General features: G+C 43.6%; 17 protein-coding genes. 16 read left to right on the top strand and 1 reads right to left on the bottom strand.

What is annotated here, in order from left to right:
* Positions 1-30: 30 nt before the first annotated feature.
* The 16 genes from ACSAJE_RS05650 to ACSAJE_RS05575 all read left to right on the top strand — a co-directional run bounded on the left by ACSAJE_RS05650 (position 31) and on the right by ACSAJE_RS05575 (position 18,242).
* The gene (locus ACSAJE_RS05650) at positions 31-1,620 is read left to right on the top strand and encodes an AAA family ATPase (protein ID WP_118689821.1); all 1,590 of its coding nucleotides are present in this window, start codon (positions 31-33) and stop codon (positions 1,618-1,620) included.
* A 108-nt stretch (positions 1,621-1,728) separates the two neighbouring features.
* Entirely contained in the window at positions 1,729-2,298 is a 570-nt protein-coding gene (gene rsmD, locus ACSAJE_RS05645) for a 16S rRNA (guanine(966)-N(2))-methyltransferase RsmD (RefSeq protein WP_118689820.1), read from the top strand.
* 29 nt (positions 2,299-2,327) lie between these two features.
* Complete coding sequence (gene coaD, locus ACSAJE_RS05640; protein ID WP_118690036.1) at positions 2,328-2,813, top strand: pantetheine-phosphate adenylyltransferase; 486 nt, start codon at positions 2,328-2,330, stop codon at positions 2,811-2,813.
* A 33-nt stretch (positions 2,814-2,846) separates the two neighbouring features.
* Positions 2,847-3,452, top strand: coding sequence for an SPFH domain-containing protein (locus tag ACSAJE_RS05635; protein ID WP_022024533.1), 606 nt, complete (start codon positions 2,847-2,849; stop codon positions 3,450-3,452).
* A complete protein-coding gene (zapA, locus tag ACSAJE_RS05630; protein WP_458009929.1) occupies positions 3,445-4,167 on the top strand; it encodes a cell division protein ZapA in 723 nt (240 codons plus the stop codon). The genes ACSAJE_RS05635 and zapA overlap by 8 nt, the downstream gene beginning before the upstream one ends.
* A 75-nt stretch (positions 4,168-4,242) precedes the next feature.
* On the top strand, positions 4,243-6,663 hold the full coding sequence (locus ACSAJE_RS05625) for a DUF3656 domain-containing U32 family peptidase (protein ID WP_458009928.1): 2,421 nt from the start codon (positions 4,243-4,245) through the stop codon (positions 6,661-6,663).
* A 26-nt stretch (positions 6,664-6,689) separates the two neighbouring features.
* Positions 6,690-8,204, top strand: a complete 1,515-nt coding sequence (locus ACSAJE_RS05620; protein WP_458009927.1) for an FtsW/RodA/SpoVE family cell cycle protein — start codon at positions 6,690-6,692, stop codon at positions 8,202-8,204.
* Positions 8,116-9,642 (top strand): peptidoglycan D,D-transpeptidase FtsI family protein, encoded by a 1,527-nt coding sequence (locus tag ACSAJE_RS05615; RefSeq protein ID WP_118689817.1) that lies wholly within the window; start codon positions 8,116-8,118, stop codon positions 9,640-9,642. The genes ACSAJE_RS05620 and ACSAJE_RS05615 overlap by 89 nt, the downstream gene beginning before the upstream one ends.
* 76 nt (positions 9,643-9,718) lie before the next feature.
* Positions 9,719-10,171, top strand: coding sequence for an NUDIX hydrolase (locus tag ACSAJE_RS05610; protein ID WP_118689816.1), 453 nt, complete (start codon positions 9,719-9,721; stop codon positions 10,169-10,171).
* A 167-nt stretch (positions 10,172-10,338) separates the two neighbouring features.
* Positions 10,339-10,701 carry a response regulator gene (locus ACSAJE_RS05605; protein ID WP_022024552.1) on the top strand — a complete coding sequence of 121 codons (363 nt, stop codon included), beginning with the start codon at positions 10,339-10,341 and terminating at the stop codon, positions 10,699-10,701.
* Positions 10,702-10,813: 112 nt separating this feature from the next.
* Positions 10,814-11,335: a peptidylprolyl isomerase gene (locus tag ACSAJE_RS05600; RefSeq protein ID WP_022024551.1), complete on the top strand. Its 522-nt coding sequence runs from the start codon at positions 10,814-10,816 to the stop codon at positions 11,333-11,335.
* A 394-nt stretch (positions 11,336-11,729) separates the two neighbouring features.
* Positions 11,730-12,791 carry an ABC transporter ATP-binding protein gene (locus ACSAJE_RS05595; RefSeq protein ID WP_118689815.1) on the top strand — a complete coding sequence of 354 codons (1,062 nt, stop codon included), beginning with the start codon at positions 11,730-11,732 and terminating at the stop codon, positions 12,789-12,791.
* Positions 12,792-13,658 carry an ABC transporter permease gene (locus ACSAJE_RS05590; protein ID WP_022024549.1) on the top strand — a complete coding sequence of 289 codons (867 nt, stop codon included), beginning with the start codon at positions 12,792-12,794 and terminating at the stop codon, positions 13,656-13,658.
* 17 nt (positions 13,659-13,675) lie between these two features.
* Positions 13,676-15,184 (top strand): Gldg family protein, encoded by a 1,509-nt coding sequence (locus ACSAJE_RS05585; RefSeq protein WP_458009926.1) that lies wholly within the window; start codon positions 13,676-13,678, stop codon positions 15,182-15,184.
* A gap of 32 nt (positions 15,185-15,216) precedes the next feature.
* Positions 15,217-16,704, top strand: coding sequence for a DUF4340 domain-containing protein (locus tag ACSAJE_RS05580; protein ID WP_458009925.1), 1,488 nt, complete (start codon positions 15,217-15,219; stop codon positions 16,702-16,704).
* 50 nt (positions 16,705-16,754) lie between these two features.
* Positions 16,755-18,242 (top strand): SpoIID/LytB domain-containing protein, encoded by a 1,488-nt coding sequence (locus ACSAJE_RS05575; RefSeq protein WP_182448159.1) that lies wholly within the window; start codon positions 16,755-16,757, stop codon positions 18,240-18,242.
* Here ACSAJE_RS05575 and ACSAJE_RS05570 read toward each other — a convergent pair.
* The gene (locus ACSAJE_RS05570; RefSeq protein ID WP_118689811.1) at positions 18,209-19,051 is read right to left on the bottom strand and encodes a YihY/virulence factor BrkB family protein; all 843 of its coding nucleotides are present in this window, start codon (positions 19,049-19,051) and stop codon (positions 18,209-18,211) included. The two genes, ACSAJE_RS05575 and ACSAJE_RS05570, sit on opposite strands and share 34 nt — an antisense overlap.
* Positions 19,052-19,177: the final 126 nt, after the last annotated feature.

The following is a 19,177-nucleotide window of genomic DNA, read 5'->3' as shown; positions in this document are numbered from 1 at the left end:
TGTGTGTTGGAACGGTAAGGGAGGTTGCATATGGTGCAGGCAGGGTATACGACAGATAGATTACTGCAGATTGGGCGGTCAAACTATGACCGGCTATGCCTTTTTTGTGAAAATTTGGAACGCAGCGGTCTCTGGGAGCAGGCAAGACAGGTTATGAAACAGTCCGCTAAAATGATCTTAGATCGTTACGTGCAGTCTGTACTAGTGACTTTTGCAGCGGCAGAGGGCATTGTGACAGAAAGCGATAGAGAGTATATTGCTATTATCACGGATTCCAATCTATTAGCAGTTTCACCGGAGATCCCTGTGACCGGAGAGTTGATTGAGGAGTGCAGACGGTTTTGCGGATTTCCACCGGTGCTTTTACAGCTGTGTGCAGCTTATGACGATGAATATATTCAGCATACCGGAGAGCAGTTTTTGGATTCCTTTGTCAATATCATTTTGTGTATGGCGTATATGGTGGATCGGGAAAGTGTTCTGACGCGCCGGTTTGTACGTGAATTTTATGACAGGGTAAGTGTATTTGTGGATACAAAGGATGCTTGGAATACGGAAGAGTATCTGTTTCACAAATTATATGGGACGGACATTCTAGATGATACAAGATGGCTGCATGTCCCGGTAAAACAGCAGTCTGCAGAAGTGATGGCAGAGTCACCGGCAGCCGCACAGGCGAGCAATGAATGGAATGTAAGGCAGGACAAGCTGGAGGAACAGTTACAGCAGGAAATGGCGCGCAAGCAGTTTCAGGCAGTCAAAAAACGTATTCAGGAACGTGAGGAGGCAGAACGCAAAGAGCAGGAGGAGCGTCTGCAATGCCTGTTAGATGAGCTGAATGCGTTGGTTGGTTTGCAGGGGGTAAAGGATGAGATCCAGTCTCTGGTCAACTTGATCCGTATTCGCAAGCTTCGGGAAACGATGGGACTTCCGCAAATGGATATGTCATATCACATGGTATTTACCGGTGCACCGGGAACCGGCAAAACGACGGTGGCGAGATTGGTGGCAAAAATCTATCGGGAGCTTGGAATCTTATCCAAGGGAACCTTTATTGAAACGGACCGATCCGGGCTTGTGGCAGGATATGTCGGCCAGACGGCACTTAAGGTGCACGAATTGGTCGAGCAGGCAGTTGGGGGGATTCTTTTTATTGATGAAGCATATGCCCTGGTCAATCCTGATGTTCCGAATGATTTTGGTATGGAAGCAGTGGATACATTAGTAAAATTGATGGAAGACCACCGAGATGATCTGATCGTCATTGTGGCAGGTTATACAGAAGAAATGCAGTCATTTTTGAAATGCAATACGGGTTTAGTATCGCGATTTAACAAATTTATCGATTTTCCGGATTATTCGAAGGAAGAGCTCATAGCGATCCTAGATGCAATGGCCGATAAGGCTGGACTGCAATTGGAAGAATCTGCCAGAGAGGCGGTGCTTTTGTCGTTGCAGGCAAAAACGGAAGAAGAATGGAATGTATTTGGAAATGCCAGAGGAATTCGTAATCTGTTTGAAAAGATCGTGATCAATCAGGCAAATCGTCTTGTCAGACTGTCTGCACCAAGTCGTGAAGATTTGATGAAAATTCAGCGGGAAGATGTGGAAGTTGTTTGACCACATCGCATGATTATGCTAAAATGGGGTGCAGCAGAGTGACGTTACAAGGTCACTTATTACGATGCACTTTATATATATAATACGAGAAATGAGGATTGGATTAATATGAGAGTAGTGGCTGGTTCCGTGCGAGGCTTTAATTTGATCGTTCCGTCTGGAAAGAATACCAGACCTACTACGAATCGCATTAAGGAGACATTATTTAATATATTGCAATGGGACATTGCAGGATGCCGTTTTTTAGATTTGTTTAGCGGAAGTGGTGGAATAGCGATCGAGGCGCTTAGCCGTGGCGCAAAGGAAGCGGTTATGGTAGAGAAAGATCGGGAAGCGGTCCGCTGCATTAAGCAGAATGTACAGCATACGAAGATGGATGACAGATCACGGGTCATGCCGATGGACGTGATGCAGGCTCTGCGCCGTTTGGAACAGGCAGGACAACCGTTTGATATTATCTTTATGGATCCGCCGTACCATTTGGATCTGGAAGAGCGGATCGTACCATATTTGCTGCAGTCTTCTTTGGTGAAGGCCGGATCTTTGATCATCGTCGAGACAGCGTTAGATACGGATGTAGATTATATGTATGAGCTGGGCTGCGAGGTAGAGCGTATCAAAGAATATAAGACGAATCGTCATGTCTTTTTGCGGGTACCTGGTGAGACAGAGGCGTAGAGAATCAGAAAATGAGGGACAAAAAAACTATGAACAGAGCAGTATTTCCCGGAAGTTTTGATCCGGTGACGGTAGGACATATGGATTTGATCGTGCGTTCTGCCAAAATGTTCGATGAAGTTATTGTTGGTGTGCTTCGCAATGCAGCCAAGCAGCCGCTTTGCACAGTGGCAGAGAGGGTATCTCTACTGCAGGAGTTGACAGCAGAGATTCCGGGCGTGCGCATAGAAGCTTTTGATGGATTGTTGATTGATTTTGTAGATAAGATGGATGCCTGCGCAGTGATCCGCGGTTTGCGTACTGCGGCAGATTTTGAGTATGAATTGCCGTTGGCACAGACAAACCGTCATTTGAATGCACAGGTAGATACGGTATTTTTGGCGACTTCGCCGGAACATTCTTATATTAGTTCCAGTGGTGTTAAAGAAATTATTCAGTTTGGTGGAGACATCACCGGATTGGTGCCGCCTCCTGTACAGCAGTTTTTGTTGGATAGGAACACAGATAACAGATAATATAAACAGGCAATATGCCGCAAGGAGGTACATATGGTAAGCAGTAGAATTGAACAAAAAATCGAAGATATTTATGCATTTGTTGAGAGTTGTAAACCGCAGGCGTTATCACAGTCCAAGGTTGTTGTGCCGAAGAATGATCTGTATGATCTGTTAGATGATCTGCGCCGTGATGTACCGGAGGAGATTACGCGTTATCAGAAAATGCTCAGTCAGCGAGATGCCATTTTGGAGGATGCTGAGGCAAAAGCGGATGCGATCAAGTTGGATGCGCAGGAGCAGTACAAAGCAATGGTAGAGGAACATGCGATCATGCAGGAAGCATATCAGCAGGCAGAAGAGACGGTAGCGCGTGCGAATGCAGAGGCACAGGCGATCATTGATACGGCCAGACGTCAGGCCGAAGAAATTGGCAATGGAGCTATTTACTATACGACAGATATGTTAGAGATGGCAGAAAAAGCGATCGCTAGAGCATGCGAGAGTGCAGTAAGCAATTCCAGAGCACTAGAGACAGCACTTCGCGGTCATTTGGATATTATTCGCCACAATAAGGCGGAACTTACCGGTGTGAATGCAATGGAAGAGGAAGAGCCACAAGAGGCACCGGAAGAAAGGGATGAGGAGATCGATGAATAAAAAGATTGATGTCGAAGTGGTGATCGGCGGTAAGCCATATACGTTAAGTGGTTATGAAAGCAGTGATTATTTACAGCGCATTGCGATGCATATCAATGGCAAGATAGCAGAGTTTCGTGCACAGGAGGGTTATGCAAGACTTGAGACGGAGCTTAAGAATGTCTTGCTAGCTATTAATCTTTCCGATGATTATCAGAAAGCACAGAACACGATCCGGGAGCTTAAGCAGGATAATGAAGATATGGAAAAAGAGCTGTTTGATATGAAACACGAGATGATATCGATGCAGCGGGAACTTCAAGAAGCCAAAGATGCCGTTAAGAAGCTTGAGCAGGAAAAAGAATCCGAAGAACATCGAGCGATTCGCTTGGAGACAGAGTTAGAGCAGCTGCGGAAAGAGATTGCTAAAGAAGTTGTGCAAAAGGAAGAGACAGTAGATGTGGCTGCAGATACTAAACCATCTGCAGTGTTGACAGCTACACAGCAGACTGCTCCGGAAAATGCAGACAAAGAGGAGACCGTTGAGAAACAGGATGTCGACGAAGACGTGACGCATTCAGAGGATACAGAAGCGGCGGTAACAGTGGAACAGACAGAAAATGTTGCTGAGGAGACCAAAAGTCCGGAAGAAATCGGGCAAGAGATAGCAGCAACAATCGGCAAGAAAGAGCCTGCCAGGAAAACGTCGCGCAGCAGTCGCAAGAAAAGACGGTAATAAATATAACGATAATTGGAGAGGGACTGGGTCTATGCACAACAGTCCCTTCTTTCTTAAAGTATGGAGAACTGGATGATGCAGAATAGAACAAAACGCAGAATAGGAGTGCCTGAGATCCTTGCTCCGGCAGGATCGATGGAGAGCCTTAAAGCGGCAGTAGCCGCAGGCTGTGATGCTGTGTATATGGGAGGGTCCAAGTTTGGTGCCAGAGCATATGCTCAGAATCCGGAAGAGGATGAAATGGTGGCGGCGATACGATATTGCCACTTGTACGGAGTAAAGCTTTATATGACGGTAAACACCCTGTTGAAGGAACAGGAATTGCAGAGCCTTCCTACGTTTTTGCGACCGTATTACGAGGCGGGGCTTGACGCTGTGATCGTGCAGGACATGGGCGTTTTACGAGTGATCCACCAGTGCTTCCCGGATCTGGATATTCATGTAAGTACGCAAATGACCTTGACCTCCGGTATGGGAGTGGATGACCGATTAGCTGCTTACGGTGTAACGCGGATCGTTCCGGCAAGAGAACTGTCGCTGACGGAACTGCAGCAAATGCGGCAGCAGACGAAGATGGAGTTGGAAGTGTTTGTACATGGTGCATTGTGCTATTGCTATTCCGGTCAATGTTTGATGAGCAGTATGCAGGGTGGCCGTAGTGGCAACAGAGGACGCTGCGCACAGCCGTGCAGAATGCAATATGATATAGATGGCAGCAAACGTTATCTGTTAAGCCCAAAGGAGTTGTGCGCACTACCTTTGCTCGGAGAGATGATCGAGGCAGGGATCAATTCGTTCAAGATCGAAGGCAGAATGAAGCGGCCGGAGTATACGGCGTATGTGACAGCTATGTATCGCAAATACCGGGATCTGTATTTGGAACTGGGTTCTGCAAAATATCGGGTCTGGCAGCAGGAGCATGCGGCAGAGTGGGAAGATGATTTACGTAAGCTTGCCGAAATATACAATCGAGAAGGATTTACTGATGGCTATCTCGAGGAAAAGCCGGAGCAGATGTTAGCGGATAAGCGTCCAAAGCATGGAGGCGTTTGTGTGGGAACAGTGCAGGATGTGGATAAACATCAGGTGCGTTATCGATTGGAACGCCCGATATTTGCACAGGATGTGTTAGAATTTCGCGGTGCGGACGGTGTCAGTATCTATGAATACACGACGGGATCTTCATATCATGCGGGTGAGCTTGTGCAGACGCGCTATCAGAAAGGCTGCCGGATTGCGAAGGGTGATCGGGTGTTTCGTACCAGACATCAGGTATTGTTAGAGGAAATTCGGCAAGATTTCGTAGAGAGCACGCCGAAGCTTACTATAAATGGGCAGATCCGAATTGTTGCCGGAGAGCCAATCCTCCTGCAGTGTGAATATGAAAATGAAATATTTGCGGTAACAGGAATGATTGCGGAGAATGCGGTGAAGCGTGCTGTTGCCAAAGAAGACGTTGTCAGAGTGTTATCCCAGACCGGGGAGACACCGTTTGAATGGGGAAGTCTCGACGTTGATCTGGGAGCGGATGTCTTTGTCCCGATTGGGGAATTTAAAAAACTGCGAAGAAATGCTTTGACGGGTCTGCAGGATCGCTTGGAACGTCTCGGCAGCCGGGAGGTTGACGAAGAGCGGATCAGGCAGATGCAGGCAGAGATCAAGGCAGGCACACAAGAAGATGCCTTGATTTCGGAACTTAGAGACCCAAAGGATGTGCAGCAAAGTGCGGCGGTATCCGATGAGAAACAGTTGTATGCCGTCTTACAGCACGATTGTATACAGGAAGTGATCCTGAGGGAAGAATGGTTTGATAATGCAGTGATCGAGGTGCTGTTGCAGCGGATTAAGGAAAGTAAGAAGCGGGCGGTACTTGCGTTGCCGACGATACTCCGTGCGCAGGCGATTACGGAGTATCGAGCACTATTAAAGAATGTTTCACCGGATGGTTATCTGGTTCGCAGTCAAGAGGGATATCAACTGTTATGTGATATAGGAGTAAAACCGGAGAGGATTCGTCTGGATGCCAATATGTATATTATGAATTCGGAGGCAGCTGTCTGGTGGCGGGAACAGGGAATTACACAGTTTACGGCACCGTGGGAGCTGACAAAGCGTGAACTTTCGGCTGTAACAGACGGAAGGGATATGCAGTGGATCTGCTATGGCAGGATTCCGTTGATGGTATCGGCACAGTGTATTTTCCGCAATATAAAAGCCTGTCTGAAGAACTCTGGTAAGGCGATGGCAAAAGTATTTGCGGGAGAAAAGGGAAGGCGGTATATTGTACGTAACTGTTGCAAATATTGTTATAATATAATATATCGGGAGGAACCGTTTCAAATACCATGCTCTATGGAGCGGGAATTTTGGGAAAAAGTGCATCAGGTGCGCTTTGAATTTACCACAGAGACGGCAGAAGAGGTACATGCAGTGCTAAAGGATGAAATCATCCGGGATCACTGTCGTGGACATTTCGATGTAGGGATTCAGTAGGGAATACAGTAATAAAAGGCAGACCAGTGTCGGCAGACAGTCGGTCTGCACAGAAATGGAAGGGTATGGTTATCGGTATGGATAAAAAGGAAGCGGCGCAGAAATTAATGAGTATATTTGGTAATGTAGATGCGATCGCGGTACTGCATTCCGTATTAGTGGGAATATCAAAATATATTATCATTGTTGTTTTTGCGGTTTATACATGGCATTGTTTTACAGTATTTATTGGCAAAAACATGGAGCGCAAAGAGGAAATATACAGACGACAGAAAAAGATCATGTTTACGATACATTTTATCTGTTCGCTAGTATTATTTTTGAACAGTCTGTCGATAAAAATTGTTCTTTTCTATGTGGCACAGGTCGTTTTTTTGGTGTTGGTGGACAAGGCGTATTCCTATGTGTATCAGAACCTGTCCAAGTTAGTGATGAACAATATGTTAATGTTGCTTACGATTGGATTTTTGATGATCGAGCGATTGAATATGGATTTTGCAATGCGGCAAATGATCTTTGCGTCGGTGATCTGCGTGGCAGGTCTGTTTATACCGTGGATGATCGAACGGTTTTCTTATTTTGACCGGTTTGGGTGGTGGTATGCTGGAATCGGTCTGGCAATGTTAGCACTTGTTTTTGTGATCGGTGTGGAGCGGTATGGTGCAAAAAACTGGATTCAGATCGGAGGTTTTGCGATGCAGCCTTCAGAATTTGTAAAGATTATTTTTGTGTTTTTTGTAGCAGCACTGTTAGCGCACTCTGTGCAGTTTGTTGATGTGGTCAAGGTTTCTGTAGCAGCGGCTGCACATGTGTTGATACTTGTTGTGCAAAAGGATCTTGGTGCAGCGTTGATCTTTTTTATCACATATGTGATCGCCTTGTATGTGGCAAGTCAAAATTCGTTGTATTTGATCTCAGCATTGGCAGCGGGAACTTTGGCAGCAGTCGTGGCGTGGAGACTCTTTTCACATGTTCAGGTTCGTGTGCTTGCATGGCAGGATCCATGGAGTACGATTGACAATGAGGGATATCAGGTTGCAAGATCACTATTTGCCATAGGCACCGGTGGGTGGTTTGGCATGGGTCTTGGAGAGGGAATGCCGAATTCTATTCCGGTGGCATCCAGTGATTTTATTTTTTCGGCAATCTGCGAGGAGTTGGGTGTTATTTTTGCAATCTGTCTGATATTGGTAGAGATCAGCTGCTTTGTATTGTTTGTAAACATTGCACTCAAGATGAAAAGACGTTTCTATAAGCTGACAGCCCTTGGATTAGCGGTAGAATATATTTTTCAAGTGTTTTTGACGATTGGTGGAGTTACTAAATTTATTCCATCGACAGGAGTTACATTACCGTTGATAAGTTATGGCGGAAGTTCTGTGATGAGCACGATCATACTGTTTTGCATTATACAAGGGATGTATGTGTTGAATTTTGAAGAGGAGGATCAAGATGGGTCGAAGGAGCAATATCAGAAAGAACAGCGTGGACGAAATACATCCGCCAAGAGAAAGCGCCTCAGCCAGACGCAGGTCCGATAAACAGGCACAGAAGCAGCTTCAAAAAGAGCGCAAACGAGGCAATAGACAGATTTTATTTATCACATATGCCTTTGTGACTTTGTTTTTGGCGATGGCGGGATATTTGGCGTATTTTACGGCAGTGGACAGTGAAAAAGTAATTAATAATTCACACAATAAACGCCAGAAGATATTAGCAGAAAAGATTACGAAGGGAAGTATTTATTCACAGGACGGCGAGGTGCTTGCGGAGACTGTGACGGATGATGACGGCAACGAATACCGATCGTATCCGGGAAAAAAGAAATTTTGTCATGTTGTGGGGAGAACGGATAATAGTATGACAGGAATTGAGCTGTCGCAGTGTTATCCGATGCTGACATCACACATGAATCCGTTTACACAGCTTGGCAATACATTGCGCGGTGAAAAAAATATGGGCGATTCGGTCTATACGACGTTGGATGCGGGATTGCAAAGAGTGGCGTACGATGCACTTGGAGATTACCGTGGAGCAGTCGTAGCTTTAGAGCCGGATACAGGCAAGATCTTGGCGATGGTTTCTAAACCGGCTTATGATCCGAACACTGTCTTAAAAAATTGGCAATCGCTGGTTCGGGACGATGAGGAAGAATCTAAATTAGTCAATCGTGCATCGCAGGGACTTTATCCGCCGGGATCTACGTTTAAGATTGTGACAGCGATGGAATATATGATGGAAAATCCGGATAGCTATAAGGAGTATCGTTATCGCTGCAAAGGAACCAAAGTGTTTTCCGGCAGCAGGATCAACTGCTATAGCAGAGAATGGCATGGAAGACTGTCCCTGCCAACTGCATTTGCAAAGTCTTGCAACGGTGCCTTTGCAGACATTGGAACAAGACTCGATCTTAATTCCTACCGTAAGTTTTGTGAAAAGCTTTATTTTAATCAAAAACCATCTGTGGAGTTTGAGGCTAACAAGAGTCGATTTGCGTTGAATGCCAAGTCAGATGCTGCAGAAGTGACGCAGACAGCGATCGGACAGGGTAAGACGTTGATCACGCCATTAGAAAACGCAATGATCACTGCGATGGTTGCAAACGGTGGCGAGATGATGAAACCATATGTGGTAGACCGTGTAGAAAGTGCAGATGGACGTATCGTTAAGCAGTATAAGCCGAAGTCACAGGGAAAACTCGTGGATGAATGGGTTACGGAAGCAATGACCGGAATGATGGAAAAAGTGGTAAATGAAGGAACGGGAACATTGCTAAAGACATCTGCGTATCAGGTGGCAGGAAAGACCGGTTCTGCAGAGGCGGATTCGGATGGTACAACACATGCATGGTTTGTCGGATTTGCACCGAGTAATCATCCAAAATTAGTTGTCAGTATTGTTGTGGAAGGTGCCGGAACCGGTGGAAAATACGCGGTTCCGATTGCAAAAAAGATGTTTCGGGAGTACCTTTCAAAATAATGGTTAGCATTGCATTTATGGTAGAATGATAGTATACTATACGCAAGAAAAGTAACCGCACGAAGGAGGAAATGCAATGATAGAAGCAACCAGTTGTGGCGGTGTGGTGATACACAGAGGCAAGATATTGCTTTTGTACAAGAATTACAGAAATCGTTACGAAGGATGGGTTCTGCCGAAAGGGACTGTGGAACTTGGCGAAGAGTATAAAGAAACGGCACTCCGTGAAGTAAAGGAAGAGAGTGGCGCTGATGCCAGTATCATCAGCTACGTTGGGAAGAGCCAGTATTCGTTTACTGCGGCAGGAGACACTGTTGTCAAAGATGTACATTGGTACTTGATGATGGCAGACAGTTATTACAGTAGACCGCAACAGGAAGAATATTTTGTGGATTCCGGATATTATAAGTTTCACGAGGCTTATCATCTGTTAAAGTTTTCTAATGAAAAGCAGATATTAGACCGGGCGTATAGTGAATATATTGATCTTCGCCGTCGAAATTTATGGGGCAATCCAAAGTATTTTTAACGGCAGGGTAGGAAATTTCATTTCTTGAAAGGATGACTTTCCGGGTCTGTTTTCCTTGACAGATACAGGGAAAGTAGATATAATGAATAGGTAGTTTGTTGAGTAGTGCAGATTTAGATATTCAACATAGAATGAAGTTGATACTATAAATGTAAGGGAGAATGATCATGGGCAATAATATTTTAATCGTAGATGATGCTGCCTTCATGCGTATGATGGTTAAGGATATCTTGACAAAAGGTGGTTATAATGTAGTAGGGGAAGCAGAAAATGGTGTCGTAGCAGTACAGAAGTATGCGGAGTTAAAACCGGATTTGGTTACGCTTGATATCACAATGCCGGAGATGGATGGTATTCAGGCATTGAAGAAGATCAAAGAGGCTGACGCAGGTGCTAATGTTATTATGTGCTCTGCAATGGGACAGCAGGCAATGGTAATTGAAGCAATTCAGAATGGTGCGAAGGACTTTATTGTTAAACCATTTCAGGCAGATCGTGTATTAGAAGCAGTTAAGAAAGTAATTGGCTAAAGGATACATACGTGGAGGCAATGGGTACATTGCCTCTATTTTTTCTACAAAAAATTAAATACTATACTTGACAGTCCGGTATTTATGGATGTCGGGGGAATGGAGAATTATTATGGCAACAAATCCAGTTATTACGATGAAAACGACAGCAGGAACGATCACGGCAGAGTTATATCCGGAGGTTGCTCCGATCACAGTCAACAATTTTATCTCTTTGATCAATAAGGGATTTTACAATGGATTGATCTTCCATCGTGTAATCAATGGCTTTATGATCCAGGGTGGAGATCCGGATGGTATTGGAACCGGTGGACCGGGATACCATATCCGCGGTGAGTTTGCACAGAACGGTTATGAGAATAACCTGAAGCATACAGCAGGAGTGCTTTCCATGGCTCGTTCCATGATGCCAAACTCAGCAGGATCCCAGTTCTTTATCATGCATAAAGATGCACCTCATTTGGACGGTGCCTATGCAGCTTTTGGTAAAGTGACCGAGGGACAGGATGTTGTTGATGCGATCGCTACAGTAGCTACGGATGCTGGCGACAGACCGGTAGAGCCACAGATGATCATCGAAGTGACCGTTGATACTTTCGGCGTGGATTATCCGGAGCCGGAGAAATGCAACTAATAATAGTCGGATAAATGAGAAAGGATTGCTGTAGGCAGTTATGTGCTGCAGCAGTCCTTTTTTACTTTATAGGATTAGGGTGTCAAAAGGTCTGAATTTCCCTGACGGGCTATTTTCTCGAATCTTTGGCCACAATATCTATCAACGATGCGCCGCATCGCCTCAAGATATTGTAGCGCAAATCTTCAAAAAAATATCTCCGTCATGAAAATGGACTTTTGACACCCTAACCTTTATAGGAAACTTCTCGTTTCCTATAACACAAAAAGGACTGCGAGAATGTTTTCTAATTGTGTTGCGTCTGTTCACAGAATTTTGACATTAATTTGCTATACTATCGCACAAGGAATAAGATACCTTTAGTAAGGTGTCTAAATTGTAGGAGGAAAGAACAGTGATTGAAGTTAAAAATCTGGTCAAGAAATATGGTGATCACGCTGCTGTAGATGATCTTTCGTTTACGGTTGAGACAGGTAAAGTCATCGGTTTTCTGGGACCAAACGGTGCAGGAAAATCAACGACGATGAATATTATTACCGGATATATCGCACCGACATCCGGAGAGGTACTGGTAAATGGTATCGATGTGAATGAGGAACCGGAGAAGGCAAAGAAACATATTGGTTATCTGCCGGAGATACCACCACTTTATCCGGATCTGCGGGTTAGAGAATATTTAACCTTTGTAGCAGAGTTAAAGAAGGTCGAAAGAGCAAAAAGAGATGTAACGGTACACAAAATCATGGGACGTACCGGTACATTGGATGTTTCGGAACGCCTGATCAAGAATCTGTCCAAAGGATATAAACAAAGAGTAGGTCTTGCAGCAGCAATGCTTGGTGATCCGGAAATTTTGATCTTAGATGAGCCAACCGTTGGCCTGGATCCAAAGCAGATCATTGAGATGAGAGAGCTGATCCGAGATCTGAGTCATCACCATACAATTTTGTTGAGTTCACATATCATGCAGGAGATTTCTGCAGTGTGCGATGAGATCATTGTTATTAATGAAGGCCATATGATCGCCAAGGATACACCGGATAATCTTACACGTGAAATGGTCGAAAAGAACGGTATTCATTTGGTGGCAAAAGGAACCAAAGATAAGATTAAGACGGCACTTCGTACTGTTCCGGGCATTCGTGATGTCAAATACGACACCAAGAATGAGGAGGGAACGTTAGGTCTTACCTTGTATATGACTCCGGGTGCAGAAATTAGAGAAGATATCTTCTATGCAATGGTTAAAGCGGATTGCCCAATCTATGAGCTGCATCCTTTGGCTGCATCTTTGGAAGATGCGTTCTTGGCATTGACACGAGGTGGTTCCAGACAGTATGGCGGCAAAAAAACGAAAAAGCAGGCTGCCAAAGCAGAAGAAACTGCACAGGAAGCACAAACGCAGACAGTCGAAAGTGCATCTGTGACACAAGAGCAGCAAAAGGAGGAAGAATAGATGTTTGCCATAATAAAAAAAGAATTAAAACAGTATTTTTATTCAATGGTCGGATTTGTGTTTCTTGCATTCTTTCTGGCTATTGTGGGATTGTATACCTGGGCGGGCAATTTAAGCCAGGGAATTGGTAACTTTGAAATGACTTTGGGAAATATGACATTTATTTTTGTGATCTTAATCCCGATATTGACAATGCGTATTGTTGCGGAAGAAAAGAAACAAAAGACGGATCAGTTATTATATACATCACCGATTTCTTTAACTAAAGTAATCCTTGGAAAATATATTGCGGTTATGATCTTGTTTACGATTGCCATTTTAGTGATCGCACTGTATCCATTATTGATCCATATGTATGGTCAGGATGTCAGACTGTCTTTAGCATACAGCAGTTTGATCGGTTTTTATCTGTTAGGTGCAGCAAACATTGCTGTTGGCTTGTTTATCTCTTCCTTGACAGAAAGTCAGGTGATCGCAGCGGTTGTGTCATTTATTGTATTGCTTCTTAGCAACATGCTTACAAGTATTGCAAGCATGCTTCCTACGGACGCGCTCTCCCAGGCACTGATCTTAACAGTTGCGTGGATCGTGGTTTGTGTTATCGCATATAACATGATGAAAAATATTACGGTTACTGCGATCTTAGCGGTGATCGGTGAAGTAGTTGTATGGGGAATTTATATTGCAAAATCTGCAGTATATGAGAACCTTTTATCTAAGGTTGCAGATGCTTTTGCGATTACGAGCCGTTACTCGGATTTTGAACTGGGTATTTTGAAATATGATGCCATTGTTTATTACATCAGCGTATCATTTTTGTTCGTATTCTTGACCGTACAGATCATCAAAAAGAAGAGATTTAACTAAGAAGGAGGTTTCGAATCGTGAGTATAGAAAATAACGAAAATAAGGAAGCCGCAACAACGGAGACAACAACCCCAAAAGCTCCCAAGAAAAGTGGTAGTATTAAGAAGTCTTTTCAGACGGGACAGTTTAAGTCGGGTGCCTATAGTTCGGTAGTTACAGTATTAGTCATTGCACTTGTGATCGTATTAAATCTGGTTGTTGGAAAGCTGGATTTGTCCACCGATTTAAGCAAGGGCAATCTGTTTACGCTTTCCAAAGAGACGAAAAAGATCTTAAAGAACAGCCGGAAAGATATCACGTTTTATTATATGGTATCCAGTGGCAGTGAAAATGAATATATCGAAAATGTGTTGAAGCAGTACAAAAAAGCTTCCAAGCATATTTCTATTAAGAAAGTTGACCCGGTAGCTAATCCGGCGTTTGCTTCGAAGTATGACATTACAGACGATGTATCTTCCAATGACGTTATTGTCGCAGTAGATGCCGACAAGACAGCTAAATTGGTAAGTGGATCGGAAATGTATTATTCGGAGCAGGATTATTCCGGCTCTTATAGCAGCAGTTCTAATTCGAACTACTATTTAGATGCGGAGGGGCAGCTCACCTCAGCAATTCAGAATGTTTTATCCGGCAGTACAACAAAAATGTATGTCGCAACCGGTCATTCAGAGGTGGCTTTGCCGGATACGTTGACAAAGGCATTTGCCAAGATGAATGTGGAGACGGCAGATTTAGAGTTATTGACTGCCGAAAAGATTCCGGACGACTGTAATATTTTGATGATCAATGGCCCGACATCAGATCTGGCGGATAATGAGAAGAAGATCGTTCTTGATTATCTGAAAGCCGGTGGTAATGCCATTATCAACCTGAGTTATACAACAGAGAAAATGACAAATCTGGAAGAAGTATTAGAGTATTATGGCATTCAGAGCAAGCAGGGGATTATTTGCGAGACCTCCGGTAAGTATTATTGCTATCCAAACTTTATTGTACCGGAACTGGGAACAGATGCTTCCGAGATGCTGGGTGATCTGCAGGGATATATTATCATGCCAAATGCGGTAGGTATGAATGTTATGTCTGAGATCCGTAGTTCTTTGACAATGAAACAGTTGCTTAAAACATCAGATAGTTCTTATTTGAAAGTGGATCCGTCTAGTGGAAGCTCCGAGAAGGAAAATGGAGATGTAGCGGGACCATTCTACGCAGGAATTTCTGCAACAGAGAAGTTAGACGATGATAAGGAAACGAAAATTGTGGCATATGCATCTGCCTCTACATTTAATGAGAAATATGCTTCCAGTGGCCAGCTAGAGAATACATCTTTGCTGAAATCAGCAGTTAATTCGATGCTTACTACGAAAGAAGATAAAGTTGCAATTGATGCCAAGAGTCTTGGAGTATCCAGTGTGAGCCTTACTCCTGTAATGCAATTAGTATGGGCTGCTGTATTGATCATATTGCTTCCACTTGCATGCCTGCTTTGTGGTTTTGTAATATGGATGATGCGCCGAAAAAAATAATACGTAAAATATCATAGAAATGAGTGATTATTGTGTCAAAAAAGAAAAAACAAACAATGACCATTGTGATCCTTTGTGTTCTTCTGGTGGCGGCAGGAATTGGGTACTATGGAGCCGGAGTACATCAAAAAAAGAAGGCTGCCAAAGAAGCGGCACAAGAAGATAAAGAGATCACGTTATATTCGTTGAAGGCGGATGATCTGGTAAGTGTGCATGTGGTGTCCGACAAAGCGGACATGACTTATACCAAAGAAAACGGCGTATGGAAAGATGCTAAGGATAACCAATATCCGATCGATCAGGAGAAGATCAACGATATCTTAGATGATGTAGCCGAGGTCAAAGCATCGAAACTGGTAGTTATGGATCCGGAGGATATTTCACAGTATCAGCTGGATAAACCTTCCTATCAGATCGAGCTGAAAGACAGAGCCGGAACGACAAAAACGCTGACGATCGGTATGGAATCGGTTGCTGCAGAAGGATATTATGCATATTGTGGGAATAAAAATAAAATATATGCAATACCATCTAATATAACTGATAGCCTGAGTTATACGAAACAGGAGATGATGGAGTTGCCGGAGCAGCCGGATATCAATGCTTCTTATGTAACTGCGTTTAAGGTTACGCCATCTAAGGGAGAGACTTTCGAGGCAGTTTACAACAAGAATCGTGCGCAGTATAAGGATTACGAAGGCTGGGATATTACACCGGTATATGGTAAGACGATGCCGGGAAGTGTCAGTGCACTTCAGAATCAGTTTAGCGGTTTGGCAAACCTTTCTTGCACAGATGGTGTGACTTATAAAGCGACATCTTCTGACAAGAAAAAATATGGATTGGATAAACCATCATATGTTGTTGATGTGTCCTACTATACTGTAGAGGGTGACTCGACCGATCAAAACAGCACGACGGATGAAAGCAAGCAGAAAAAGACCGATCATGTTTATCAGTTTTCGGTTGGCAAAAAAGACAAAAGCGGCGATAATTATTACGTGAGTATTCATGGAGAAAAAGGTATTTATCGTATGTCTGCTGAGACAATTGATGGAATTGTCGCAGTGACACCAATGAATATGTTGTGTAATACGCCGCATAAAACAAATGTGGATACATTGCAGGAGATCACGTTGACCCAAAATGGAAAGACGCATAAGATCGTAATGACCAAAAAAGAGGTGAAAAATGCGATCTCTGAGGACAATAGCAAAGTATATGATTACTATGTTAAATTAGATGGCAAATCGGTAGATCAGGAAACATTCCGAACAACCTATCAAACCGTCTTTGGAAATCTTGTTTATCGCCGTCCGATTTCCGATAAACAAAAAGTTACCGGGAATAAGTCGGTGGGAACGATCACGCTCAAAACAGATGATCGTACACTGAAACTGGAATTTCTGCCGTACGATGGTGTGAATTTTTATCGGATCAAAGTGGATGGACAATGTCATTTCCTCGTTGATAAAAATGTGGCAGACAAAGTTTTTGAAAAATTGTTAGCTTCAAAGTAATGATCCAAAGCAGCAGATTGCAGCAAAGAAAATTGCAGCATGGGAAGGAAATGGTTATTGCAGTGAAAAAATCATCGAAAAAAGTGATCTTGGCTGTTGTTATTGTGTTAGGAATATTGGTGCTGGATGCTTGGCGTTCCGGTAAGATCAAGTGGTATACGTTAGATGAGCAGGAGATGTCACAGACGGCATCTGACACCAAATCAGTGAAAATAACAAAACAAACTTCTTCCCGGCAGAAAAAACAAAAGAAGGTACGTGTACTGCTGTCCACAACAGGTTTTACGTCACTCTATCACGATAAGGTGTGCGTAAGCGGGACGAAAGGGCTGCAGGTACGTAAAGGAAACCACAAGGTAACCTATTCCGCAAAGGAACAGGTTACCTTTTTGGTGAAAGAAGATGGAAAAGATTCAAGGGATAAGATCACGATCCAGCCAAAAGATGGAGGTAAGATCACAGTGCATTCGATCAAACGACAGAATAGGACACCATCCTATCGTGGAGAGATCACACTGCTGCCGAAAAAAAACGGTTTTCTGGTCAGAAACAGTCTGCCGTTAGAACAATATTTGTATGCGGTGGTGCCAAGTGAATTATCAACTTCGAATGGAATGGAAGCGTTACGTGCACAGGCGGTTTGCGCCAGAACGTATGCCAGCAATCAGATCGCGGCACACCGCTACAAAAAATATCATGCAGATCTAGAGGATAGTACAGCGTGTCAGGTATACAACAATATTCCGGAAGATAAACAATCGAAAAAAGCGGTGGACACGACGAAAGACCAAGTGCTTACCAGTGGTGGAAAGCGTATACAGACATACTATTATTCTACTTCGTGGGGGAAGAGCGCGAGTGGAAAAGAAGTGTGGGAAACTGATCGGGAAGTAGATTATTTACAAAGTTGTATGCAGCAGGATGGTGGAAAGAATAAAACATTGCGGTTGTCTGAGGAAAAACAGTTTCGAGAATTTATTGCGAAAAAAACGGATGCAGCATACGACAAAGATTCAAAATGGTACCGTTGGTGGATACGGATCAATGCAAAACAATTGAGCGCATCGATCGACAATGCATTACAGCAATGCTATGCGACGGATCCGAATAAGATACTTATGCAGAGGCAGGACGGCACCTACCATAGCGCAGCATTATCGTCTGTTGGAACGGTTCGCGGGATCCGCGTAGAAAAGAGAGGGGAAAGTGGAATCGTCACAAAGCTGGTCGTGATCGGTTCAAAATCAGTCGTCTTAGTATGTAGTCAATATAATATTCGCAAGGTGCTTGCAGCCGGACAGCAGATTACTGCACATTTGACAAAAGGAACGGCAAAGCTGTCGCTGCTTCCAAGCGCAGCGTTTTATATAGACACGATAAAAGAAAAGAGTGAAACGATATTTGAATTGCACGGTGGCGGGTTTGGTCACGGGACCGGGATGAGCCAGACCGGTGCAGCGGTAATGGCGCAAAAAGGAAAAAATTACAGGCAGATTCTATCTTTTTATTTTGATGGGTGTGAACTGTCAGCCAAGTGATTCAAAATGCCGCCTAAAAACAGCAAATACATACATGCGTAAAGCCATACCATCAACAGTGCGATCGTGGTCATTGTGCCATAAAAATAACTGTAGTTGGAAAAATGATCTACATAGTAAGAGTAGATATAGGAAAAAATGATCCATCCTGCGGTTGTAAAAAGAGCGCCGGGTATCTGCTTTAGAAGAGACGTTTTGTGATTGGGAACAAAGTAGTACAGGATCACAAAAAATAAAAACACCACGACAAAACCAACAATGGGGCGAATGCTGATGATCGTGAGAAATTTTGATCGCAGCAGAGGAAAAATATGGCAGAGGTGGTAATATAATGTGTTGCCAAATACTAATATTGTTAAGACAGCGACAAAAAGAATGGCAAATAAAAAAGTATAAAAGAAAGCAAGCAGTCTCACCAACAGAAAGGGACGGCTTTCTTTGATCTCATACACATCGTTGATGCCGCGGATCAACACTAAAAAAGATTTGGAACCAAGCCATACAGCTGTGATTGCGGAAAGTGGAAGTAATGTATTTGTGTTTGGGTTATAAATCTGGCCGATCAGACTGGAAATGGTTTCGCCAAAGGAAAGCGGAAATAACATTTGAATGATATTTGCAAGATTACTTTCCGTGATCGGAGTGAAGCGAAGCAGAGAAAGCAAAAACATGGTAAACGGGAAAAAGGAGAGCATCATAAAAAATGCGGCAGCTCCTGCGTGAGAGGAAATGCTGGCGTTTCGTGATTTATCAGCAACTCGCTGATAACGGGAATATCCCGGAAGTGCTTTTAATCTGTTTTGGATCATAGGAATCCTCCATTTTCACAATTTTAAGGTGTTTACAGAATGGTAAATAGTATTATCTCAAACTTCACACATTCGGAGTTTGAGATATTGATCGATACCATCTTATAGTATAATATGCGAGAGTTG

Source organism: Jutongia sp. SJQ-6 (assembly GCF_054161275.1).
This window is presented reverse-complemented; position numbering and strand designations above follow the sequence as displayed.